The following is a 21,697-nucleotide window of genomic DNA, read 5'->3' on the forward strand; positions in this document are numbered from 1 at the left end:
TCAGGCATCAGGGTCGACGCCCAACGCCCGCAGCTTCTCCCTGAGCTGAGCATTCCGCAACTCGGCGACCTCCAAGTCCCGCATGGCGGCATCGGCTTGCCGGACTGCGGCATCGGCCTGTCTGCACAGTTCGTCGAATGAGAGGAATCGCCGACCATCGGGGCGGTGGATGACCAACTCGCCGCCCTCGAGGTTGAACCGGATGCCCAGCCGGGGGCTGATCCAGCCGTCGCACTCGGGGATCGCTTGGTAGGGCTCGTCGAGACCCTCTCGCAGCCAACCATTGAGGCGATGCGGGTGGACGTTCGGGTCGAAGACGTAGTATTCCAAGACCCCGTATTTCCGGTAGAACTCGATCTTCAGGGCCATCTCGCGAGGTCGATTGCTGTGCGAAAGCACCTCGAAGACGACCTGGGGGGCCAATCCCCCTTCTTCCCACTGCTTGTAGGACGACCGGTGCCCGGCGGGCCGGCCGAAGGCCACCATGGTGTCGGGCGCGGTGCAGGTGCGGGGGTCACCTTCGACCGGATACCAGAGCAAGTCGCCGGCGACGAACACGTCGGGGTCATCGCGGAAGAGGTCGGCGATCCCCCCCTTGATGGTGACGATCCACTCATACTGCAACGTGTTCTCGGCCATCGGCTTACCGTCGGAGTCCGGGTAGATAATCTGGCCGGTGGCGGTCGTGTGAGTCGACGTGCTCATGGTCGTCCTGGGCCTCCGCGGCTTGAGGTTTCGGCGGGCCTCCGGCCTGAATTGTACGCGTGACCCGACACGGACGGAACTCGGGCCGGCGGCTCGCTCAACAAAGGGTTGCCAATTCATGACTTGCGGCCGACGCCGCGGCGCACTCCGGCGTTGCCCGGCCGCGTCGTTTCGGGTACAATTGCACCCCATGAACCCGCCCCGATAGGCCGGCCTTTCTGACCGACGCCGGCCCCGGGGTGCGAGCCCGCCCGACTGCCGAGGGACCGACCCGTGAGCACCGCTGCGACGCCCCCCGCCGAGATGCCCGAGCCGATGGCGCTGGTCCCCCTGAACATCGAGGAAGAGCTCAAGGAGAGCTACCTCAACTATGCGATGTCGGTCATCATCAGCCGCGCCCTGCCCGACGTCCGCGACGGCCTGAAGCCCTCGCAGCGGCGCATCCTCGCGGCCATGCTCGACCTCGGCCTCACCCCCGGCGGCAGCACCAGCAAGTGCGCCGGCATCGTCGGCGAGACGATGAAGCGGTACCACCCGCACGGCGACAACTCGATCTACCCCACCCTGGCCCGCCTGGCCCAGTGGTGGAACATGCGCCACCTGCTCGTCACCGGCCAGGGCAACTTCGGCTCGATCCACGGCCTGCCGCCGGCCGCCATGCGGTACACCGAGGCCAAGCTCAGCCCGGTCGCCGCCGAGATGCTCGAGGACATCCGCCTCGACACCGTCGACTTCCAGCCCAGCTACGACGAGAAGCACTCCGAGCCCCGCGTCCTGCCAGCCAAGTTCCCCAACCTGCTCGTCAACGGCTCGGGCGGCATCGCCGTCGGCATGGCCACCAGCATCCCGCCGCACAACCTCGGCGAGGTCTGCGACGCCGTCGTCGCCCTGATCGACCGGCCCGACATCGAGCTGGAAGACCTGCTCGAGCTGATCCCGGGCCCCGACTTCCCCACCGGCGCCACCATCTGCGGCCGCCACGGGATCCGCGAGGCCTACCGGACCGGCCGCGGCAAGATCTACCTCCGAGCCAAGTACACGATCGAGGAGCAGAAGGACGGCCGGTCGCAGATCATCTTCAGCGAGATTCCATACCAGCTCACCAAGGAACCGCTGCTGAAGAAGCTGGCCGAGCTGGTCAACACCGGCCGGATCACGGGCGTGACCGACATCGTCGACGAGAGCGACCGCAAACAGCCGGTGCGCATCGTCGTCAAGATCAAGAAGGGGGAAGACCCCAACGTCGCCCTCAACCAGCTCTTCCAGTACTCGCCGCTGCAGGACACCTTCAGCGTCATCATGCTGGCGCTGGTCGACGGCCGCCCGCGCACGCTGCCGCTGAAGGACTTCCTCCGGCTGTTCGTCGAGCACCGGATCAACGTCATCCGCCGCAGGACCCAGTTCCAGCTCCGCCAGGCCAAGTCGCGGGCGCACATCGTCGAAGGGCTGCTCATCGCCCTGGCCTACATCGACGAGATCATCCGCGTCATCCGCACGTCGGCCAACCCCACCGAGGCCCGCGCCCGCCTGATGGGCATGGAGGTCTCCGCCGAGATCCTCAGGCGCGCCTTATCCGACCCCGAGGCCAAGGCGGCCGCCAGCCTGACCCGGATGCAGGCCGACGCCATCCTCGCCATGAGGCTCCAGCAGCTCACCGGCCTGGAGCTGGACAAGCTCGGCAGGGAATACGTCGACCTCCGCACCGACATCGGCGAGTACGAGCGGATCCTCGGCGACGAGATGGTCATCCTCGACCTCATCCGCGCCGACATGCGCGAGCTGAAGGCCAAATACGCCAACCCGCGCCGAAGCGAGCTGAGCCACGAGGAGCTGGGCGACTACGACAAGGAAGCCCTGATCCGCGAGGAGTACATGATCGTCACCGTCACCCACGACGGCTACATCAAGCGGCTCCCGCCCAGCACCTATCGCGCCCAGCACCGCGGCGGCCGCGGCATCGCCGCCACCAGCAATCGCGACGGCGACTTCCTCGAGCATATGTTCGTGGCGCTGACGCATGACTATCTCATGTTCTTCACCGACAAGGGCAAGGTCTACTGGCTGAAGGTCTACGACATCCCCCAGGTCGGCCGGACCTCCGGCGGCCGGGCCATCGTCAACCTGCTCCAGCTCACCGAGAACGAGAAGATCACCGGCCTGATCCCCGTCCGCAAGTTCCACGACGATGAGCACCTCTTCATGGTCACCAGCAAGGGGACCGTGAAGAAGACCGAGCTGACCGCCTTCAAGCGGCCCCTGGGTCGTGGGATCATCGCGCTCGGCCTCGACGAGGGCGACCAGCTCATCGGCGTGGCCCGCACCAAGGTCGGCGACCAGGTGATCCTCTCGACCCGCGACGGGATGGCCATCCGGTTCGACGAGTCCGACGTTCGCAGCATGGGGCGTCCTGCTTACGGCGTCCGCGGAATCGCCCTGGAAGGGGACGACGAGGTCATCGGCATGGTCGTCGCCAACGGCCAGGATGACCCCGCCGGCCTGCTGACCGTCTGCGCCAACGGCTACGGCAAGCGGACCATGCTCACCGAGTACCGGTCGCAGCACCGGGGCGGCAAGGGCCTCATCGACATCAAGACCACCGACCGCAACGGCCCGGTCGTCGCCATCGTCAAGGCGGTCGACGCCGACGAGGTGATGCTCACCACCTCCGGCGGCATCATCATCCGGACACGCGTGGCCGACACCAACATCATCGGCCGCAACACCCAGGGCGTCCGCCTCATCCGCGTCGAGGAGGGGGACACCGTCCGCTCGCTGGCCAAGCTCCCCGAAGAAGAGCTGACCGCCGACGATGAGGACATCATCGACGCCGAGGCCGAGCTGCTCGACGACGACGCGCCGGGCGCCAAGCCGCCCCACATCATCGACGACGGCGTGGGCCAGGCCGAGGCCAGCGATCACATCGACGACCTCGACCACGACGGCGAGCCCGACGCCTGAGCAGGACCGCACCCACCCCAAGGCCCCGCCATTTCCGGTTCTCGGATGGCGGGGCCGGGTTGCTTTGGTGAAGATCTTCTCGAAATCTTCACGAGACGTGCTTGATCCATCCAAGATCAGTGCGACTATCATGATGTGCCGTGTTGTCCGTCGTCGATCCTCGACCGCCGCCGGCGACCCGACCGGCCGAGGTTCCCCCCCCTCGACGCGACGCGTCGCCCGATCAGATCCCACCTTTCATCGCCGAACGAGGAGCCCCGAGCCATGCCTGCCAGGCGCCTGCGCCCAGGATTCACCCTGATCGAATTGCTCGTCGTCATCAGCATCATCGCCGTCCTGATCGCCCTCCTCCTGCCCGCCGTTCAAAGTGCCCGCGAGGCGGCCAGGCGCATGCAGTGCACCAACAATCTCAAGCAGATCGGCCTGGCCATCGCCGGCTACGCCGACGTCAACGGCTGCACGCCGATGCACCAGTACCGCTACACGCAGGAGCATAATTCCTCCAGCCCGCGCGGCTATTCGGGCACCAAGTCGTGGCTCTGCGGCCTGCTGCCGTACATGGAAAACTCCGTGATGGCCAACTCCTTGAACTACTCCTACACCCCGGAGTGGGCCTACAGCGGTGCGGTGACCGGGCCCGACCCCACCTGCTCGACGGTGATCCGTGCGACCGTCTCGACCTTCCTGTGCCCGTCCGACGGCGTGGTCAACACCGGCTCGGGCGAGCCGTCCGTGATGTACCCATGCGGCAACTTCAATTATGTGGGCAACACCGGCCACCCGCGTAACGTCCTGATGCCGGGGGACAGCCCCAATGGCGGCAACGTCCCGCAGTTGACGGGCGTCATGTCGATGGACCGGATGTACCCCGAGCAGGGATCCTGCAAGAGCGCCGCATCGGCCGCCACCACCAACGTGACGGTGACCCTGGCCAGCATCACCGACGGCCTGTCCAACACGGCCGCGGTCAGCGAGTCGCTGGTCAACGACGGCACGGGCAAATCGAACGACCGCAGGCGGCTCCTGAATTACACCGACGCGGCACTCATCGAGCAGGCCGACGTGCCGGCCATCCTCGTCGTGCAGGACGGCCTGGCCAATGCCGTCAACTGGGAAGCCTGGAGCATCTTCAAAGGGCACACCTGGGCCTACACCGACGCCTGGCAGCGGCACGTCTACTCTCACCTGCTCCCGCCGAACGCAGCGCCCGTGACTACCTACTACACCGACACCTTCCGCTGCTCGGAAGGCGACAGCGGCATGAACCCGACCAGCAACCACCCCGGCGGCGTGAACCAGTCGATGATGGACGGCTCGGTCCGGTTCATCAAGAACTCGGTGAACCTGAACGCCTGGTGGGCCCTGGGCACCCGGAACAAGGGCGAGATCATCTCGGCCGACGCGCTCTGATCCCTCTGTCCGTCCAGCGACCCGTCCCCCTGCCCCGTACCATTCCTTCGGAGACGCAGAGCAGCCATGCGCGACGCGACCAGGCAGTTGAAGCGGATTTCGTGCGTCGCGGCGGCCGCCCTGGCGCTCGCCTGGTCCGGGTGCGGCGGGGGGGCGGCCGACTTCGCCCCCGAGACGAAGTACACCCCCGAGACCATCGCGCAGGAGCTGGTCTTCCGCTATCGTGCGTTGGGCGAGGGCGACCAGAAGCTCACGGCCGCCGCGGGGCGAGGCAAGAACTCCAGGGCCCGGTCCAAGGAGCGAAACGCCGAGAAGGTCCAGGCCAAGTCGAAGGAGGCGACCAAGGCCGCCCCGGTCCGCACGGCCGACTCCCTGCTCGATGAGATCGCCAGCAAGGTCCGCTCGCTGCCCGACGCCCCCGCGGCCGACTCCTTCAAGAAGGTGGCCGCCGCCGTCCGAGCCGACACGACCCTCACGCCCGCCGGCCGGGACAACCTCGCCGGCCGCCTCGACGAGCTCGCCGCCGAGTCTCGATGAAGCGCGGGCCGTCGATTCAACTTTCGCGGTCGGTCCAGCGGTCGCTCTCGGCGAGCAGCTTTGCCAGGATCAGCTCGAAGCCGGGCAGGAGCGGGGTCCGGTAAGTTTCCGGCTCCGCCACCACCTTCTCCTCGCCGGCGAGGAAGACGGTCATGGTCCGGCGATAGCGATCGATCACCCAGTATTCGCGCACCCCTGCGGCCAGGTACTCGACCCGCTTCTCGACATAATCCCGCTGACGGTTGCGTCGTCCGCGCGAGACGATCTCGACAGCGATGGTCGGGATGTCGTTCAAGGGGTCGGGCATCCGGCCCAGGCCGGCCCAGATCGCCCGGTCGGCTCGCCTCCGGTTCCGGCCGGACCGGATCGTGTGTTCGGGCAGGGTGGCGTCGAGTGCCGACCCTTGCGGGTGCTGCCACTGATAGAGGTTGAGGATCGTGCCCAGGAAATCTGTCGAACCGCGTTCCATGGGCGACGGCGATGGCGACACGATCAGGACTCCGCCGATCAGCTCGTAAGCGTAGAACTCGTCCCAGTCCTCGGCCGAGTCGAATTCCTCGGGCGTCATGAGCGTGCCGGCCAGGTCGAGCGAGATCGGCTCGATCTCGGTCTCTTGCAGGGTCGTCACATTCATCGATAGTCCCCCGAAAAGTCTGCCTGCCTCATCCCATCGTCGCCGTGTGGCCTGCTGCTGGCAAGTCGGATCGGGGCAACGGGCCGGGCAGGATCGCTTGCCGCCGGCTTGTGTGGTGGTTAGCCTTGGACGCTTCCTCTCCGGGGCGTCGGTCTTTCCTCGATCTTGGGTTGATGTAACAGCATGAAACGGCTCCTCGTCACCGGCGGCTGCGGGTTCATCGGCTCGAACTTCGTCAGGTACGAGCTGGCGACATACCCCGAGGTCGAGGTCACCAACCTCGACGCCCTGACCTACGCCGGCAACCCCGACAACCTGGCCGACCTTCCGGCCGAGCACGCGGGCCGCTACCAGTTCGCCAAGGGCGACATCGCCGACCGCGCATTCATCGCCGGCCTGCTGGAGTCGGGCAAGTTCGACGCGGTCGTGCATTTCGCCGCCGAGAGCCACGTCGACCGCTCGATCACCGACGCCACCCCGTTCCTGCGCACCAACGTGCTGGGGACGCAGGTCCTGCTCGACGCGGCCCGTCTCGCGGGCGTCTCGCGGTTCGTGCATGTCTCCACCGACGAGGTCTACGGCACCCTCGGCCCGGATGACCCGGCCTTCACCGAACAGACTCCGCTGGCCCCCAACAGCCCGTATGCCGCCAGCAAGGCGGGGTCCGACCTGTTGGTCCGGGCCGCCTTCCACACCCACGGGATGAACGTCGTCACCACCCGTTGCAGCAACAACTACGGGCCCTACCAGTTCCCCGAGAAGCTGATCCCCCTGTTCATCACCAACGCCTTCGACGACAAGTCCCTGCCCGTCTACGGCGACGGTCGCCAGGTGCGCGACTGGATCCACGTGAGCGACCACTGCCGGGGGGTCGACGCCGCCCTGCGCAACGGCAAGGCCGGCGAGGTCTACAACTTCGGCGGCCGCTGCGAGCAGTTCAACATCGACGTGACCCGCCTGGTTCTGGCCCACACCGGCAAGACCGAGAGCCTCATCCGCTACGTCACCGACCGGCTGGGCCACGACCGTCGCTACGCGGTCGACTGCAACTACGCCGAGCGCACCCTGGGCTGGACCCCCCTGGTCAAGTTCGAGCAGGGGCTGGCCGACACCGTCGCCTGGTACCGCGATCATGCCGACTGGGTGGACCGCGTCCGCTCGGGCGCCTACCGGGGCGAATCGGCCTGAAATTAGCGGGAAGGATCGAGGCTCATGGATGATCCCGAGACGTTCGTTCGAGTCGCCCCCGACTGCCCCGTCGACCGCGCCGTCGTGCCGGTCGTGCGGGGCGACCGCAAGCCGATTCACGTCCTTCAATATGAGCTGCTGACGGAGAGCCCCTACACCCTCTCGCACGAGGACCTCATTTACGAGGTCCACGTTCGCCACAAGGGGGTTCCCCCCGGCGATGCAACCCGGGCCGAGCTGCTGTCGAAGTCTCACCCTTGCCTGCGTGCCTCGGCCTTGCCCAAGAAATGAAATACGGCTGGGGGGTGCATTACGACGCGTTCGGTAAGATCGCGCTTTATGCCGTGGAGTCGGACGAATATCGCCGGCTGAGCGGGCCAGACGCGGGGACGAAGGTGGTCCAGGCCATGCGCAACCGCCGGGTCTGAATCGCCCGTGTTCGCTTTCGGGCGGCGGCAGGCCGGTCCCGATGGTAGAGTTCCGGCATCAAGCAGGGCCGACGTCCGGGCCGGTTCTATCGAGGGGTCTCCGCCGATGCGAGCGCTGGTGACGGGGGTGACGGGATTCGTCGGGGGCCACCTGGCCGAGCACCTGCTGGAATCGGGCGACGTGGTCGTCGGCCTGTCGACGTCCGGGGCCTGGCCCGCCGGCCTCACGCACCTGGCCACGCAGGTCAAGCTGATCAAGCTGGACCTGGCCGACGGCTCGGGCGACGAATTGGGCGAGCTGATCGGCCGGGCCCAGCCCGAGGTCATCTACCACCTGGCCGCGCAGGCCAACCCGCAGGCCAGCCTGGACGACCCCCGGGGCACCTGGGCCCTGAACCTCGGCGGCGCCCTGAACCTGCTGGAGGCCGTCCGGGGATCGGGCCGCACGCCGCGCGTCGTTCTCGTCGGCTCCGGCGTCTGCTACGGCAATCCCGCGCCCGAGCTGATGCCGGTGTCGGAGAGCTGCCCATTGCGGCCCAACAACCCCTACTCGGCCAGCAAGGCGGCGGCCGACCTGCTGGGCATTCAGCACTTCCTCTCCCACGGTACCGACGTCGTCATGGCCCGGCCCTTCAACCACGCGGGGCCCCGGCAGTCGTCCAACTACGTGCTGAGCGCCCTGGCCAGGCAGGTGGCCGAGGTTGCCGCCGGGACCAAGCCGCGGGTCGAGGTGGGCAACCTGGACATCGTCCGCGACTTCACCGACGTCCGCGACGTCGTCCGCGGCTACAGGCTGCTGGCCGACCCCGCCAGCGGTGGGGCCGGCGGCGAGATCTACAACCTCGGCTCGGGCCGCGGGGTGAAGCTGGCCGACGCTTTGGCCACCCTCCGCGACCTCGCAGGCGTCCCGGTCGAGATCTACGTCGACCCGGCCCGCGTCCGGCCCGTCGACCAGCCCTTGCTGGTGGCCGACGCCACCAAGCTGCGCCTGGCGACCGGCTGGGAGCCTTCGTTCTCGATCGAGCGGACCCTCGACGACATGCTCAAGGGCTGGTCAAAGACCCTGGCCGGCTGACCCGCACCGAGGGCCGCGGCCGACCTTCGATTGCGACCTGGGCCTGGTCTTCCTAAGATGGTGGCCCACACGCGACGGGCGCGAGGCACGCCCGTCCGTCGCCCGTTGCCGGCCGTTCGGAAGCCCCGACCGGTCGCGCCCTTGGCGCGACTCTCACCACTCTCCCGCGACCCCTCTCCACCCATGAGCAGCACGACGACCGATTCTTTGGCCATCGACCTCGGCGCCGAGAGCGGTCGCGGTCTCCTCGGGCGGTTCGACGGCCGTCGGCTCACGCTCGACGAGGTCCACCGCTTCCCCAACGGCCCGGTGCGGGTGCTCGACACGCTGCACTGGAACATCCTGGGCCTCTTCGGCGAGATCAAGACCGCCCTGGCCAAGTCCCGCACGATGAGCGCGGGGCTCGAGACCCTGGGCGTCGACACCTGGGGCGTCGACTTCGGCCTGGTCGGCCGCGGCGACACCCTGCTGGGCAACCCGGTCCACTATCGAGACTCGCGCACCGACGGCGTGATGGAATCGGCCTTCGGCCTGATGAGCCGCGAGGCGATCTACGAGCACACCGGCCTACAATTCCTGCCGTTCAACACCGCCTACCAGCTGATGGCCATGCGGCGGCAGAACTCGCCGCTGCTGGACTCGGCCGAGACGCTGCTGATGATGCCCGACCTCATCGGCTGGATGCTCACCGGCCGCCGCGCCGGCGAGCGCACCGATGCGTCGACCACTCAGCTTCTGGACCCCCGCACCGGCACCTGGTCCGACGCCGTCTGCAACGGCCTGGATATCCCCCGGTCGATCCTGCCCGACCTGATCGAACCGGGCACCGAGCTGGGCCCGATCCGCCCGGCCCTGGCCGAAGAACTGGGCCTGGGCCGTCTGCAAGTCATCGCCCCGGCCACCCACGACACCGCCAGCGCCGTGGCCGCCGTGCCCGCCACCGGCAAGGTGGCCGGCGCCCCGCCCGACTGGTGTTACCTCAGCTCGGGCACCTGGTCGCTGCTGGGGGTCGAAGTCCCCGCGCCCATCATCAACGCGCAAACCCTCAGGTACAACTTCACCAATGAAGGGGGCGTAGCCGGCACCACCCGCCTGCTCAAGAACATCATGGGCCTCTGGCTGGTGCAGGAATGCCGCCGGACCTGGGCCCGCTCCGGGCACCAGTACGACTATGACGACCTGATCGTGCGGGCCGCCGCCGCCAGGCCGTTCGGCGCCCTGGTCGACCCCGACGACCCGTCGTTCCTCGCCCCCGGCGACATGCCCGCGCGGATCGCGGCCTACTGCCTCAAGACCGGCCAGACGCCGCCGTCGGACCACGGCGGGTTCGTCCGCTGCGCCATGGAGAGCCTGGCCCTGAAATACCGCTGGACGATCGAGCGGATGGAGCAGATCGTCGGCACCCGGATCAAGACGATCCACGTCGTCGGCGGCGGCACCCGCAACGCCCTGCTCTGCCAGTTCGCCGCCGACGCCTGCAACCGTCCCGTCTACGCCGGGCCGATCGAGGCCACGGCCGCCGGGAACATCCTGCTCCAGCTCATCAGCCGGGGCAAGCTGGCCAACCTGGCCGAGGCCCGCGAGGTCGTCGCCCGCTCCTTCGAGGTCGAGGTGCACGAGCCCCGCAACACCCAGGCCTGGGAAGACGCCGCAGGCCGGTTCGAACGGCTCATCGCCGGCTGAGCAACTTCGCCCCGCCGCCCGGCTGTTTCCAGGTCAAGATCGCTTGGGGACCGACACCCCGCAGGTGCGGCAGGTGTCGGCCCCCAGGTGGACCGGCTTGCCGCACTTGGGGCAGACCCGCAGGCCGGCCTCGACCCGGGTCGGCACGCGCAGGGGCGTGTCGCGGTCCAGGTGCGAGGCGACCCAGCGTTCCAGGCTGGCCACTTCGGTCGTCGAGAGTTCCTCGGTCGGATACTCGGGGTCCTGCGCGTTCAGGGACGAGACAGGGATCAGCGACTGCGCGGGCACGGGCACGATCCGCCCGCAGTCGGGGCATTTGCCGTGGCTCGGAGGGGTCGCCGCACTCACCTTCAGCCGTCGCCCGCAGGGGCAGAGGAACCGCAGGAACCCGTCCTCGGCGGACCGCGAGCCGGCCCCGCCGCCGCCGGCGGGCCGCGTCGTGTTCCCCGATGAGAGGCGCAGCTTGACCTTCGACCCGCAGCGCGGGCAGACGACCCGGTCGGTCGCCTCGTCGGGGAGATTCAGCTCCTGGCCGCAGCGGCAGGTCGCCCGGGGCATGTCTAACACCGCCTCGGTTCGGATCGGACAAGGGAGGGGGCGGACGTCGAAGATCGGCAACGCCTGGGAAGCGGGGGGCTGTCTCCCGAGCGAAGTCTAGGTGACTGTTCCCCCTTATTCTTCCGCGTCAGGTCGTGGCGGTCGGGGTTTGCGCCGCGGCCGGCTTTGGCTTCGAGGGCTTCATTAAAATCCCGTCCAGCGGGATCAGGGCGTTCAGGCTGCCGGAGCGGAACCCTTCCAGGTCGAGCGTGACGTACTTGAAGCCCAGCGTCCGGAACGCGGCCACCAGCTCGCGGCCGGTCTCCGGCGCGGCCAGCCGGGGCAACTCTTCCAGCGGCACCTCGATGCGGGCCAGGTCGCCCTGGTGGTAGCGAACCCGCAGCAGGCGCAGGCCCTTCTGCCTCAGCCACCCTTCGGCGGCGTCGACCATCTTCGTCCGCTCGGGCGTCACCTGCACACCGTAGGCGATCCGGCTGGAGAGGCAGGGGGTCGCGGGCTTGTCCCAGGTGGGCAGGCCCCAGGCCTTGGCCAGCGCGCGGACCTCGGGCTTGCCCAGGTCGCACTCCTGCAAGGGGTGCCGCACCCCGTTCTCGGCCGCCGCGCGCATCCCCGGTCGGTGGTCGCCGGTGTCGTCGGTGTTGGCCCCCGACGCGATCACGTCGACCCCCAGGTGGCCCAGCATCCCGGAGAGCCGGCCATACAGCTCGCTCTTGCAGAAGTAGCAGCGGTCCGAGTTGTTGCGCGTGTAGTTGGGGTCGGCGAACTCGTCGGTGCGGATCACCCGATGCTCGATGCCGATCTGCCGGGCCAGGGCCTCGGCCTCCTCCAGCTCGCCGGAGGCGAGGCTGTCGGAAACCGCCGTCACGGCGACGGCCTGGCTGCCCAGTGCCTCGTGGGCGGCGCGGGCCACCACGGCGCTATCCACCCCCCCGGAGTAGGCCACGGCCACCCGGCCATACCCGCGCAAGGTCTCGAGCAGGCGGTCGCGATGCGCCACCAGAACAGGATCATCCCAGGCGGCCATGCGCACCTCCCTTTCGACCCAACGCCCGGCGCGTACCGCCCAGGGCCCGGTCACGACCCTCCCCGCGACGCGGGACCAAGGGCCGGCCGCCGGGGATCTCTCTCCGGACAGCCCCTTGATTGTAGGGCCGACTGCCCCTGGGCTCAAGAACCAGGGGCAGAAGGCCCGTCGGACCCCGGCCTGCGTACCCCTCGCGAAATTATTTTGGAAAAATTTCCAGATAGTAGGGAGGAAATCCTCGGACGGAACGACTGTATCGAATAGGGGGCCTCGTTTTCGGGGGCAACGGCGAGGAAGCCTGCCCCTTTCTGCCGAGACCTGACGGCGCGACGTTGCGCCCGCCTTGAATCTCGCCGAGGAGCGAAACCGGACGGGGCGGATGCCTCGGCCGGCGGGCCCGATGGTCCGCATTGAATCAACGGGCCCCGCAGCTCGCAGGGCCTGGCCGAATGACCCCGACCGCCGGAGGAGCCGGTCGACGGACACCAAGATTGACCCCTGGGACACGCCAAATGATCTCCAATCCACCGGCCGAAGGCGACCTCGGTGGCCCGCCCGACCAGGCACCGGTTGGCCAGACTGGGCCGGCACAGGGCCCGGGCCTCAACGGCAGGCTGATCGTCGCCGACCCGATGGTCGCCGATTCCCTGCGCCCCGAGACCCTGCGTGCCGACCTCTCGACGACCGCGCTGGGCCACTGCCACGCCTTCGCCCCGGCCACGACCGCCGCCCTGGCCGCCACCGCGGCCACCGCCACGGCACGCGCCGCCGACCCCGGCCCCAAGCGATACCAGACGACCCGCGCCTTGAGCACGGGTCGCCCCCGCTTCGAGCTGATCATCGACACCAGCAACCTCGTCCCGTTCGACTTCCTCCGACAGGGCGACCGCGTGGGCCGCGCCGTGGTCAAGCTCGAGCGCGAGGACGGGGCCACAGGGACCGGGTTCCTCGTCGCTCCCGACATCCTGCTGACCAACCACCACGTCTTGCCCAACGCCGCCACCGCCCTGTCGTCCTACGCCCTGGCCAACTACGAGCGCACGCCCCCCGACGACGCGTGGGGGCGGTCGGTGGTGGCCCCCCTGGAGCCCCAGCGCCTGTTCGTGACCAATTCCGACCTGGACTTCACCTTCTGCGGCGTGGCCAACCTTGAGTTCCTGGGCGTCATCCCCGTCGACCGCAACAGCCTGGACATCGCCCGCCATGAGCGCGTGAACATCATCCAGCACCCGCGCGGCCGCCCCAAGGAGATCGCCCTCCAGGACAACGAGGTCGTCCGCGCCGACCACCTCGTCGTGCAGTATTCGTGCGACACCGAACCGGGCTCGAGCGGCAGCCCGGTCTTCAACAACCGCTGGCGGCTGGTGGCCATGCACCACGCGTCGGTCCCCATCACGGCCGGCGGCGGAGACGAGGGGCACGGGCGCTACCTCAACGAGGGGATCCGGATGTCGGCGATCGCCATCTGGCTGGAGATCGCCGAGCCCGCCGATCTCACCCAGCGGCGCTGGATCGAGCAGCTCCGCGGCATCTTCGGCGGCCTCGACCCGCAGGTTGGCTTCTTCGGCGCGCTGGGCCGCCAGGTCCAGGGGCTGGCCACCGCCGAGATCATCGCCGACAGCTACCTGGGCGGCGCCGACGACCTGGACGTCGCCTTCTGGGACTTGCAGGGCCCTCGGATGTCCCTGCGCGATCGCCTGCCCCTCCTCACTCGCGCCATCGCTTCGATGGGCATGGACCTCTGGGTCCTGACGCACCTCGACCCCGCCGACGTCGTCGTGCTCTGCGATGAGCTGGCCGGCAGCCACCGGCTCGACTACGGCGTGCAGGCCGGCATCTCCGAGCGCGGGGCGCCCATCACGATCCTCTACAAGCGGGACGGCCTGCTCTCCGTGACCCGCCCCGCCTGGGCCGCCGGCTCCGGCGCCAAGGCCCCGCCCCGCGTCCTGGTCCGCACCACCTCGCGGCGGGGCGAGACCCGCGACGTCCACCTGGTCGTCTTCGCCCGGGCCCACGACGAACCGCAAGCCGCCGGCGCCCAGGTGCCCGAGCCGCCGACGTCCCCCCCCGTCGCCGAGATCCGCCCCTGGATCGAGGCCATCCTGATCGAGGCCGAACGCCCCGGGCCCGACGCCCACTGGCTCCTGCTGGGCTGCACCGAGACCCTGCTCACTCCCTGGAAGGTCGCCCGGGTCACCTTCCGCGACCGGCCCCTGTTGCCGATCGCCGCGGAGCACCCCACCGACGGGGCCATCCTCGTCCTTCAGGCCGCCCGGGCGCGCCTGGGACACCTCTACCTCTCCCCCGACATGACCGCGAGGGCCGCCAGCAACGCGAGGCTCACCGTCGTCCACGACCGCCAGCTACCCGCCCTCGACCGGACCCTGATCCGCCACGCCCCCATCGCCATGCGCCTCTGCTTCCGCACCCCCCCCGAGCCGGCGCCCGAGATCGTCGAGCCCGAGCCCGGACCCATCGAGCCGGCCCCAAAAACCCCGAAAAACGAAACGAACCCGGCGCGACGCCGCGCCTACACCGCCTGGATCGACCGCCTCTTCTCTCCCAGGTCCGCCCGCTGAACATCGCCGATTCAAATTGGCCCCCCGGGAACGCAGGAGCCCGCGACGCTCGCCTCTCATCACGACATGGCCCCTGACGACTTCTTGTCCCCGCCCCTGTGACCTCATCGCCCGGACGACCGGTCTGACGGCTTCAACCTGACCGACCGATCGAGGGATTCGAGGCCGGATCGAGGGCGCCGCGGCGTAGCTTGGCGACTTTGGGCGTGCATCGGAGCGGGCCTGAGTTGGATGCGAGGTCCTTCGTCGTTCAATCATTGACCGATGATTCTTGGTCCGATGCAGTCCCGTCGGTGCAACGAAAGAAAATGAAATTCGCGAATGTTTGATTTCCAATGATGAGAATTTTATCTTGTACGGAGCAGGCCGATGTCCGCCTCGCCGCCGAATAATATCAACGCGATCCGCCTCGCCCTGTCGGTCTCGGTGCTGTATTCACACTCGTATCCGCTCGGGCTCGGGAACGAGAAGACGGAGCCGCTCGCGGTCCTGACCGGCGGCCAGGCGACGATCGGATCGGTGGCCGTCGCCGCGTTCTTCGCGATGTCGGGCTACCTGATCGCCGGGAGCTGGGGGCGGTCGAGCTCGTGGCGCTCGTTCGCCGTCCGCCGCGTCCTGCGCATCTATCCCGCCTATCTCGTCGCCGGCCTGGTGTGCTACCTGGCCTTCTCGATGGAGCCGTCTGCCCTGGGCGCCTGGGGGCTGCTGCTGCTGCGGAACGTCCCCAGATCCGCGGACTTCGCCGGCAATCCCACGCCGCTGGTGGTCAACGGCAGCCTCTGGACGATCCCGTATGAGGCCTGGAGCTACGCGGGGATCGCGATCATGGGGGCGGCCGGGCTGCTGGGCCGCCGCCGTGTTCTTGTGGGCCTCCTGGTCGCCTCGATCGTCGCCGGCGTGCTCTTCGAGGCGTACGAGATCAATACCAACCTCAAGGGGCTCGGGTCGATCGTCGGCTGGCCGCGATTCTGGGCCAGGCTGCTCCCCTCGATCTTCGCGGGGGCCCTGTTCCACGCGATGCCGGGGCGTTTCCGGTGGCACCCGCTGCTGGGCCTGGCGGCGGCCTGCGGCCTCGCCATCGGGGCCCGCGTCCCGCTTGGGATGACCGTCGCCCTGCCCACCTGCGGCGTCTATCTGCTCTTCGCCGCGGCGTTCGGCCCCTCCTGGAACTGGGGCGAGCGGGTCACCCGGTACGGCGATTTCAGCTACGGGATCTACCTCTATGCCTTCCCGATCCAGCAGGCCGTGATGCGCACAATCGGCCATCCGACGAGCGCGACGGAGCTGTTCGCCCTCTCCCTCCTGCCCGCGTTCGCCGCCGGGATAGCGAGCTGGCTGCTCGTCGAGCGGCGATTCCTGGCCGCGAAACGCCCGCTGCCCGGCGGTGTCGCCCTCAGTCGAGGGCCGTCGCCCGCCTGATCCGCGCCGGGTGGGCGACCCTCTATAATCGAGGAAACGCCCCTCCCCCGCGTTTGGCGAGGGCGGGGCGTCGGTGATCGTCCGTTGTCCCGAGAGGATCCGGCTCCGCCCTGCCCGAGGCGTCGTGGGAGGCCATCGCGCCCGCGGCGTATGACCTGGACCGATCGTCATCAGTCGAGGGGAACCGACGACGGGTTGTCAGGCCTGCCGATCAACGCGTTCAGAACTCAACCTTATACTTCGTCGTCAACTGCCTTCGCATGTCCGAGATGCTTGTCTCGATGGCCTGCCATCCCTGGTCGACCTGCACGCTGACGACCGAATTATATTGCTTCGCGAGGACGGCGGCATCATTGCTCTTATTGCTGCCGGAGACGCCGTAACCGTAACCGCCATAGTATCCGTTGGCCAGGCCCGCGGTGCGATAAGTCCGGTCCTTGGCAGCGTAATTGATGCCGGAGGCCATCTGTCGAACGTTGAGGGCCATCTTCGCGCCCCAATCGAGCAAATCGGTGTCGACGTAAAGGAGCGGCAGTTCTTCAATCTCCTTGGCGGACCTGTCATACCAGAGCTTCTGGCTTTGCGACGATTTGGGGGTCTGACGCTTCAAGTCGCGGAGAATGCCCGCGGTGGCGGCATAGTAGCGCTGGGTGGCCTTGAGTCCGTCCGCCTGGGAGATCTGCTGCGGGGGCGTGGGTTGCTGACCTTTGGTCGCGGCGACTGCCGGAGTTTCGGATGGCTCGATCGCCGACTCATAAGTGGGCGTCAGTCTGGGCGCGGCGACGATGCTGAGGATCCTCCGGACGGAGTCCTCGTCCATCGCCCCCGACATCGTGATGGTCTTGTCATCGACGCCAAAGGACCACTTCTTGATGTCCTCGAGCGAGGCGCCGTAACCTTCGAGGATCTCCAGGACGACTTGCCGGGCGATCGGCTTGATCAGGGTGAGTGAGCTGTCGAACTCGATCTGGATCGACCCGTGAATCGTGTCCTTGATGTCGATCTGGAGGAACGCGAGCTTCGCCCCGGACAGGGCGCCGGCTTGCGAGGGGAAGTTGATTTCGCTCAGCTTCACCGTCGGGTCATCCAGCGTCTTCAACCAGGCGATGGCTCCTTTCGAAGAGACGGAATCCGCCAGATCGACCGCGAGCACAATCTGAGAACCCGCGTCCGCCCGGATGAGGGCCTTATCGGCCCACCCCGGCGGGAAGGGACGGGGCTTGACGAGAGTCTTGTAGAGCCAATCCGCCAGCAACTGGCGATTTGCCGGGGCGACGAATCCGACGATCTTCTGCGGGAACGAGAGGAGGTAGACGTCGCGCGGGGTCCAGGCCACGTTATGGGTCTGGATTTGTTCGACGTAACCCCCTTCGCGCGCCGCCAGCGTGGAGAGCGGCGGCGGGGTTGCATGGGTTTGCAGCATCCCGAGTTTCCAGCGCTCCTGCGCCGTCTGGAGATCGAGACCCGCCGCGACGACGAACTTGGAAGCGTCCCCCGACACCCCCAGGACCCCGGTCGGGCCGTTATTTGCGCGATCTCGCCAGCCCTCGCGTTTGCCCATCGGGCTGTCGAGGATGCCGTCGACATCAACGAGCACCAAGACATTGGCCTGCTCGGGGAGCCGCGTCAGCAACTCGCCGTACTTCTTGCTCGCCCCCTGAACGCCGCTGGGTTGGGCAGTCAGGGCGATCATCGCCGCGAGCGCGGCAAGGCAGTGGTTTCTCTTCATCGAGACGCTCCTGATGGTCATCAGATGTGATGAAAAATGCAGAGTTGGGAACGCGCCGAAAGCGAGGATATTTCGTCTCGGTGGATCGAACTGATGCCTAGATTCGAGAACTGCGACGATTTGTGGACCGCCATCCCAGCACTTAACTCCATCGGGAGCAAGGGAGTACCGATGGAGGATCTGAATTTGTCAAAGAAATGTGACTCGATGGCTGATCTGCTCGTCTGGATCGCCGCCATCATCGGGTCGGCGCAGCTCATTCCATGCTGGTCCGTTGTCCAGCCCGACGCGTCGTCGGCCGGCCCTATGGCCAAGCACCCTGCGAGCCAGCCGAAGTCTATGGAGGTCGCAGAGCAGGACATCGATCACCTAGCCGGATGACCCCGACATCGAAGAAGTGGATCGCCAGTCATATTTGGACGACACCGCGGAGTTGGCCTATGGTTGATCCGGCCCCATCGAGGAGTCGCGACCGTGGCTTGTCCGCCCTCGGTGGCCGCCGGGATGGCGAACTGGCTTCTGATCGAGCCGCGATTCGTGGCCGCGAAACGGCTGCTGTCCGGCGGTGTTGCCCCCAGTCGAGGGGCGTCGCCCGCCTGACCGGCGCCGGGTGGGCGGGTCGTCGGTTATAGTCCGTTGTTCCGAGTGGGTCCGACATCCTCGCCCCGGACAGATCCAAGCCCAACGAGGCTCGCATGGCCGCCGTCATCCACGCCTCAGGCGTCTTCTTCGACCCGGATGCCTTCCTCGCCGAGGGCGAGCTCGAGCCCTCGAGCGTCTATCGACGGGGTGAACTGTTCCACGCGCCGGGGCACCCCGACAATGGCCATCACGCCGCGTCGGGCTTCGACCTGGTCGTCAGCGAGGCCGACTACCGCGAGTTCCCCCGCCAGGCCGAGGAGGCCACCGCCTTCCTGCTGGCCAACCGCGACGAGTTCGCCCGGCTCCGCGACGCCCGGGGCATCGAGCGCCTTGCCCTCGACTTCGAGATCACCCGCCACGAGATCGTCGTCCAGGGAGACGCCCTCCCCCCGTCCCTCGCCCATCTGGCCGATGAGCTTGGTCTGATCATCGAGTTCTCCCACATCCCCGATGGCGACGAGCCGGGAGAGGCCGCTTAACCTTCGGCGAGCGGGGCGAGACGGCGGACCACGGCGACGATCCGCATCATCGCGTCGTCGACCTCGCCCTCGGTGGTCGTCGCCCCCAGGCTGAACCGGACCGACGACTTCAGGCGGTCGGTCGGCACGCCCATCGCGACCAGGACCGGCGACGGCCGCAGCGAGCCGCTGGCGCAGGCCGAGCCCAGCGAGGCGGCCACCCCGGCCAGGTCCAGCTGCATCAGGAGCGACTCGCCGTCCAGCCCCGGGAACCCCACGTTGAGCGTCTGAGGCAGCCGTAACCTGTTGTCCCGCGGACCGTTCCGAATCGCCATCGCCGGCCCAAGTAATTCAACCAGCCCGGCCTCCAGTCGATCCCGCAGCCGCGTCCACCGCTCGATCCGCTCCAGCCGACTCGTATGCCAGAGTCGCAAGGCCTCGGCCAGCCCGACGGCCAGGGCCACAGGCGCCGTCCCGGGCCGCCTACCCTTCTGCTGCCCGCCGCCGAAGAGTCTGGGAGGGAGCGTCACCCCGGGCCGGATCAGGAGCACGCCGACGCCAGCCGGGCCGTGGAATTTGTGGCCGCTGGCCGCCAGAGTCGCCACCCCCAACTCTTTGAACTGGACCGGAATGCGGCCGACCGCCTGGACGGCGTCGGTGTGGACGGGCACGCCACGTTCGGCCGCCATTCGGGCCAATTCGGCCACCGGCTGGATGGCCCCGGTCTCGTTGTTCGCCAGCATCAGGGCTGCCAGTCGGGTTTCCGGCCCGATCATGCCGGCCATCGCGGCGGCATCCACCAGGCCGTCGGGGCCCACCCCGGCCAGGTCCACGGTCAGGCCGGCCCGTCCCAGCTCGGCCGCGGCCTCGGCGACGGCCGGATGCTCGATCGGGCTGATCAGGGCCCGGCCACCGATCGACCCAACCAGGCCGAACATGGCCAGGTTGTTGGCCTCGGTCCCCCCCGACGTGAACACGACATCCGCCGGCCCTGCTCCCAGGATCTCGGCCACCAGCCCGACGGCGGCGTCCCAGGAGCGACGCGCCGACCGGCCCGCCGCATGTCGGCTCTCGGCGTTGCCAGCGGCCAGCCAGTGCGGCCGCATCGCCTCCAGCACCGAGGGGTCGAGCGGGGTCGTCGCGTTCTGGTCGAGATTGATGGGGGTGCGGGTCATCTCGGATCCAGGCCGCCCGTCGGTTCGCCTTGTCTCAGCCCACGTTGCGCAAGGTCAGCAGCAGGCCGACGACGAACAGGGGGATGCCGATGGGGTAGAGCGGCCCCGACCAGAGTGCCGCGCCGCAGACCATCAACGCGAACCCGAAGACCAGACCGACGAGGCGGCCGGCCGCCGCAAACGTCCAGAAGACGATGCGAAAGGGCATCGTCAGCACCTGCCAGATGGTCCCGATCATGAGGGTCATTCTACCAGAATCCCAAGGCGGCTGACGCGAGCCGGGGTCGGCCGGCCGTGTGGCCGAGATCGCCAGGTGCGGGGCCTGGACGAGCTTGCGCCCGCGCAACAGCCCCGGCAGGCGACTGGGCTTGCCCAATCTGGCCGAGTTCGGTTCAATGCCCGCCCGTCGTCCTCTCATGATATTCGCCGAGTTCGGCGTTCTCTTGGGCTCGCCTTGAGGTTTTCCGCGGACACCCCGGTCGCCGGGGCCTGGATGATGTCGTCGGATCGATCGGGCCGGGCCCATGGATGGCCCCCGGCCCACCCGGAGGAAGAGGCAAGGAGGCCCCGACCGTGCGCAAAGCCCTCTTCGCATTGATGCTGCTGGGCGCCTCGTTCGCCGGCGGCGCGGCCATCAACGGGCCCGCCTTCGAGGTCGCCCGGACCTGGCTGATGGGCCGCACCCGGAGCCTCGTCATCCTCACTTCGGGCCAGCCCACGCCTGCCGAGGCTGCCCCGGCCGACCCCGGCCTCAACTCCGACGCGGTCTCCGAGGCTGAACCCGACTCGATCCTGACCCCGGCCTACCGCAAGATGGGCCTGCCGGGCCGGAAGTCGCCGGCCCTCGCCCGCAAGGGACAGGCCCCGGCGCCCGACGCCGAGGCCCCCAAGCTGCCGACCGCCGGATTGCCCACGGTCGCCGACCCCACCGCCCCCGAGCCGCTCGATCCCAAGGCGTTATCGCTGTCCTCGCCCCCGGCGGGCCCCGACACCGCCCCGCCGCCGGACTTCGGACCTCCCATCCAGGCCGCCGGAAGCTTGCTCGCCGATCTCACTGCCCCGGCCCCCGCCCCCGCGCCGCCGGCCTTGCCGGTCGACCCGGCCGTCGCCCCCGCCGCCGTCGCCCCAGCGGTGCAGGCCCCCAATCCGCTGAGCCCCTCGGGCGGTCGGGCCGGCTCGCGTGACTGGTCCGAACTGAGGCGCAAGCTGCGAGCCGCCGGCGTGGCCCGCTACGAGCTGAAGGCCGAGCCCGAGGGCCGAGCCCACATCGCCTGCCTGATCCCCCTGGCTGGCCGCCGAGCCGTCGCCCAGCAGTTCGAGGCCGAGGGGGCCGATGAGTGCGCCGCCGTCGAGGCCGTCCTCCGCAGGATCGCCCTCTGGAAGGCCACCGAAGGGGGGACGCCATGACTGGCCCACGCCCCCCGGGCCCATCTTGTCGGCCGCGGGCTCGCCTCGGTAGCATGAATCCAGGCCGGTCGACGCGGGGGGCTGCTCC

19 protein-coding genes are annotated in these 21,697 nt (G+C 68.6%); 12 read left to right on the top strand and 7 right to left on the bottom strand.

Annotated features, from left to right (window positions below; genetic code table 11):
• Positions 1 to 705: a Uma2 family endonuclease gene (locus EP7_RS00380; protein ID WP_463525559.1), complete on the bottom strand. Its 705-nt coding sequence runs from the start codon at positions 703 to 705 to the stop codon at positions 1 to 3.
• 315 nt (positions 706 to 1,020) lie between these two features.
• Here EP7_RS00380 and gyrA point away from each other — a divergent pair, with 315 nt between their 5' ends.
• The 3 genes from gyrA (at position 1,021) to EP7_RS00395 (ending at position 5,610) form a co-directional block, all read left to right on the top strand.
• On the top strand, positions 1,021 to 3,663 hold the full coding sequence (gene gyrA / locus EP7_RS00385; protein ID WP_463528473.1) for a DNA gyrase subunit A: 2,643 nt from the start codon (positions 1,021 to 1,023) through the stop codon (positions 3,661 to 3,663).
• Positions 3,664 to 3,927: 264 nt separating this feature from the next.
• On the top strand, positions 3,928 to 5,073 hold the full coding sequence (locus EP7_RS00390; protein WP_463525560.1) for a DUF1559 family PulG-like putative transporter: 1,146 nt from the start codon (positions 3,928 to 3,930) through the stop codon (positions 5,071 to 5,073).
• Positions 5,074 to 5,139: 66 nt separating this feature from the next.
• Positions 5,140 to 5,610, top strand: coding sequence for a hypothetical protein (locus tag EP7_RS00395; protein WP_463525561.1), 471 nt, complete (start codon positions 5,140 to 5,142; stop codon positions 5,608 to 5,610).
• A gap of 16 nt (positions 5,611 to 5,626) precedes the next feature.
• Here the strand turns inward: EP7_RS00395 and EP7_RS00400 are convergent, their stop codons facing one another.
• Entirely contained in the window at positions 5,627 to 6,244 is a 618-nt protein-coding gene (locus EP7_RS00400; protein WP_463525562.1) for a Uma2 family endonuclease, read from the bottom strand.
• Between the two features lie 183 nt (positions 6,245 to 6,427).
• On the opposite strand from EP7_RS00400, the gene rfbB reads away from it, so the two are divergent.
• The 5 genes from rfbB to EP7_RS00425 all read left to right on the top strand — a co-directional run bounded on the left by rfbB (position 6,428) and on the right by EP7_RS00425 (position 10,618).
• A complete protein-coding gene (gene rfbB, locus EP7_RS00405; protein WP_463525563.1) occupies positions 6,428 to 7,432 on the top strand; it encodes a dTDP-glucose 4,6-dehydratase in 1,005 nt (334 codons plus the stop codon).
• A gap of 24 nt (positions 7,433 to 7,456) precedes the next feature.
• Positions 7,457 to 7,723, top strand: coding sequence for a DUF6157 family protein (locus EP7_RS00410; RefSeq protein ID WP_463525564.1), 267 nt, complete (start codon positions 7,457 to 7,459; stop codon positions 7,721 to 7,723).
• Positions 7,720 to 7,860: a DUF6157 family protein gene (locus tag EP7_RS00415; protein ID WP_463525565.1), complete on the top strand. Its 141-nt coding sequence runs from the start codon at positions 7,720 to 7,722 to the stop codon at positions 7,858 to 7,860. Before EP7_RS00410 ends, EP7_RS00415 begins: the two co-directional genes overlap by 4 nt.
• A gap of 106 nt (positions 7,861 to 7,966) precedes the next feature.
• A complete protein-coding gene (locus EP7_RS00420) occupies positions 7,967 to 8,935 on the top strand; it encodes a GDP-mannose 4,6-dehydratase (protein WP_463525566.1) in 969 nt (322 codons plus the stop codon).
• Between the two features lie 183 nt (positions 8,936 to 9,118).
• Positions 9,119 to 10,618, top strand: coding sequence for a rhamnulokinase (locus EP7_RS00425; RefSeq protein WP_463525567.1), 1,500 nt, complete (start codon positions 9,119 to 9,121; stop codon positions 10,616 to 10,618).
• A 33-nt stretch (positions 10,619 to 10,651) separates the two neighbouring features.
• Here the strand turns inward: EP7_RS00425 and EP7_RS00430 are convergent, their stop codons facing one another.
• Positions 10,652 to 11,176, bottom strand: a complete 525-nt coding sequence (locus tag EP7_RS00430) for a hypothetical protein (protein ID WP_463525568.1) — start codon at positions 11,174 to 11,176, stop codon at positions 10,652 to 10,654.
• A 127-nt stretch (positions 11,177 to 11,303) separates the two neighbouring features.
• Positions 11,304 to 12,200: an ATP-dependent sacrificial sulfur transferase LarE gene (gene larE / locus EP7_RS00435; RefSeq protein WP_463525569.1), complete on the bottom strand. Its 897-nt coding sequence runs from the start codon at positions 12,198 to 12,200 to the stop codon at positions 11,304 to 11,306.
• A 512-nt stretch (positions 12,201 to 12,712) separates the two neighbouring features.
• Here larE and EP7_RS00440 point away from each other — a divergent pair.
• Together EP7_RS00440 and EP7_RS00445 are read left to right on the top strand one after the other, a co-directional pair.
• A complete protein-coding gene (locus EP7_RS00440) occupies positions 12,713 to 14,779 on the top strand; it encodes a trypsin-like serine peptidase (protein WP_463525570.1) in 2,067 nt (688 codons plus the stop codon).
• Positions 14,780 to 15,148: 369 nt separating this feature from the next.
• Positions 15,149 to 16,198 (top strand): acyltransferase family protein, encoded by a 1,050-nt coding sequence (locus EP7_RS00445; protein ID WP_463525571.1) that lies wholly within the window; start codon positions 15,149 to 15,151, stop codon positions 16,196 to 16,198.
• Between the two features lie 220 nt (positions 16,199 to 16,418).
• On the opposite strand, the gene EP7_RS00450 is transcribed toward EP7_RS00445, so the two are convergent.
• A complete protein-coding gene (locus EP7_RS00450) occupies positions 16,419 to 17,927 on the bottom strand; it encodes a hypothetical protein (protein ID WP_463525572.1) in 1,509 nt (502 codons plus the stop codon).
• A gap of 695 nt (positions 17,928 to 18,622) precedes the next feature.
• On the opposite strand from EP7_RS00450, the gene EP7_RS00455 reads away from it, so the two are divergent.
• Positions 18,623 to 19,048 (top strand): hypothetical protein, encoded by a 426-nt coding sequence (locus EP7_RS00455; RefSeq protein ID WP_463525573.1) that lies wholly within the window; start codon positions 18,623 to 18,625, stop codon positions 19,046 to 19,048.
• Here the strand turns inward: EP7_RS00455 and EP7_RS00460 are convergent.
• Together EP7_RS00460 and EP7_RS00465 are read right to left on the bottom strand one after the other, a co-directional pair.
• Positions 19,045 to 20,202 (bottom strand): cysteine desulfurase family protein, encoded by a 1,158-nt coding sequence (locus EP7_RS00460; protein WP_463525574.1) that lies wholly within the window; start codon positions 20,200 to 20,202, stop codon positions 19,045 to 19,047. The two genes, EP7_RS00455 and EP7_RS00460, sit on opposite strands and share 4 nt — an antisense overlap.
• Before the next feature lie 34 nt (positions 20,203 to 20,236).
• Entirely contained in the window at positions 20,237 to 20,449 is a 213-nt protein-coding gene (locus tag EP7_RS00465; protein WP_463525575.1) for a hypothetical protein, read from the bottom strand.
• Between the two features lie 326 nt (positions 20,450 to 20,775).
• Here EP7_RS00465 and EP7_RS00470 point away from each other — a divergent pair, with 326 nt between their 5' ends.
• Positions 20,776 to 21,609 carry a hypothetical protein gene (locus EP7_RS00470; RefSeq protein WP_463525576.1) on the top strand — a complete coding sequence of 278 codons (834 nt, stop codon included), beginning with the start codon at positions 20,776 to 20,778 and terminating at the stop codon, positions 21,607 to 21,609.
• Positions 21,610 to 21,697 lie beyond the last annotated feature (88 nt).

This window comes from Isosphaeraceae bacterium EP7 (genome assembly GCA_038400315.1).
In the GTDB taxonomy this organism is placed as follows: Bacteria; Planctomycetota; Planctomycetia; order Isosphaerales; family Isosphaeraceae; genus EP7.

What these genes read in the sequence shown, in the direction of transcription:
- EP7_RS00380 (WP_463525559.1), bottom strand. Translation starts at nt 705, where the DNA reads ATGAGCACGTCGACTCACACGACCGCCACCGGCCAGATTATCTACCCG.
- gyrA (WP_463528473.1), top strand. Translation starts at nt 1,021, where the DNA reads ATGGCGCTGGTCCCCCTGAACATCGAGGAAGAGCTCAAGGAGAGCTAC.
- EP7_RS00390 (WP_463525560.1), top strand. Translation starts at nt 3,928, where the DNA reads ATGCCTGCCAGGCGCCTGCGCCCAGGATTCACCCTGATCGAATTGCTC.
- EP7_RS00395 (WP_463525561.1), top strand. Translation starts at nt 5,140, where the DNA reads ATGCGCGACGCGACCAGGCAGTTGAAGCGGATTTCGTGCGTCGCGGCG.
- EP7_RS00400 (WP_463525562.1), bottom strand. Translation starts at nt 6,244, where the DNA reads ATGAATGTGACGACCCTGCAAGAGACCGAGATCGAGCCGATCTCGCTC.
- rfbB (WP_463525563.1), top strand. Translation starts at nt 6,428, where the DNA reads ATGAAACGGCTCCTCGTCACCGGCGGCTGCGGGTTCATCGGCTCGAAC.
- EP7_RS00410 (WP_463525564.1), top strand. Translation starts at nt 7,457, where the DNA reads ATGGATGATCCCGAGACGTTCGTTCGAGTCGCCCCCGACTGCCCCGTC.
- EP7_RS00415 (WP_463525565.1), top strand. Translation starts at nt 7,720, where the DNA reads ATGAAATACGGCTGGGGGGTGCATTACGACGCGTTCGGTAAGATCGCG.
- EP7_RS00420 (WP_463525566.1), top strand. Translation starts at nt 7,967, where the DNA reads ATGCGAGCGCTGGTGACGGGGGTGACGGGATTCGTCGGGGGCCACCTG.
- EP7_RS00425 (WP_463525567.1), top strand. Translation starts at nt 9,119, where the DNA reads ATGAGCAGCACGACGACCGATTCTTTGGCCATCGACCTCGGCGCCGAG.
- EP7_RS00430 (WP_463525568.1), bottom strand. Translation starts at nt 11,176, where the DNA reads ATGCCCCGGGCGACCTGCCGCTGCGGCCAGGAGCTGAATCTCCCCGAC.
- larE (WP_463525569.1), bottom strand. Translation starts at nt 12,200, where the DNA reads ATGGCCGCCTGGGATGATCCTGTTCTGGTGGCGCATCGCGACCGCCTG.
- EP7_RS00440 (WP_463525570.1), top strand. Translation starts at nt 12,713, where the DNA reads ATGATCTCCAATCCACCGGCCGAAGGCGACCTCGGTGGCCCGCCCGAC.
- EP7_RS00445 (WP_463525571.1), top strand. Translation starts at nt 15,149, where the DNA reads ATGTCCGCCTCGCCGCCGAATAATATCAACGCGATCCGCCTCGCCCTG.
- EP7_RS00450 (WP_463525572.1), bottom strand. Translation starts at nt 17,927, where the DNA reads ATGAAGAGAAACCACTGCCTTGCCGCGCTCGCGGCGATGATCGCCCTG.
- EP7_RS00455 (WP_463525573.1), top strand. Translation starts at nt 18,623, where the DNA reads ATGGCCGCCGTCATCCACGCCTCAGGCGTCTTCTTCGACCCGGATGCC.
- EP7_RS00460 (WP_463525574.1), bottom strand. Translation starts at nt 20,202, where the DNA reads ATGACCCGCACCCCCATCAATCTCGACCAGAACGCGACGACCCCGCTC.
- EP7_RS00465 (WP_463525575.1), bottom strand. Translation starts at nt 20,449, where the DNA reads ATGACCCTCATGATCGGGACCATCTGGCAGGTGCTGACGATGCCCTTT.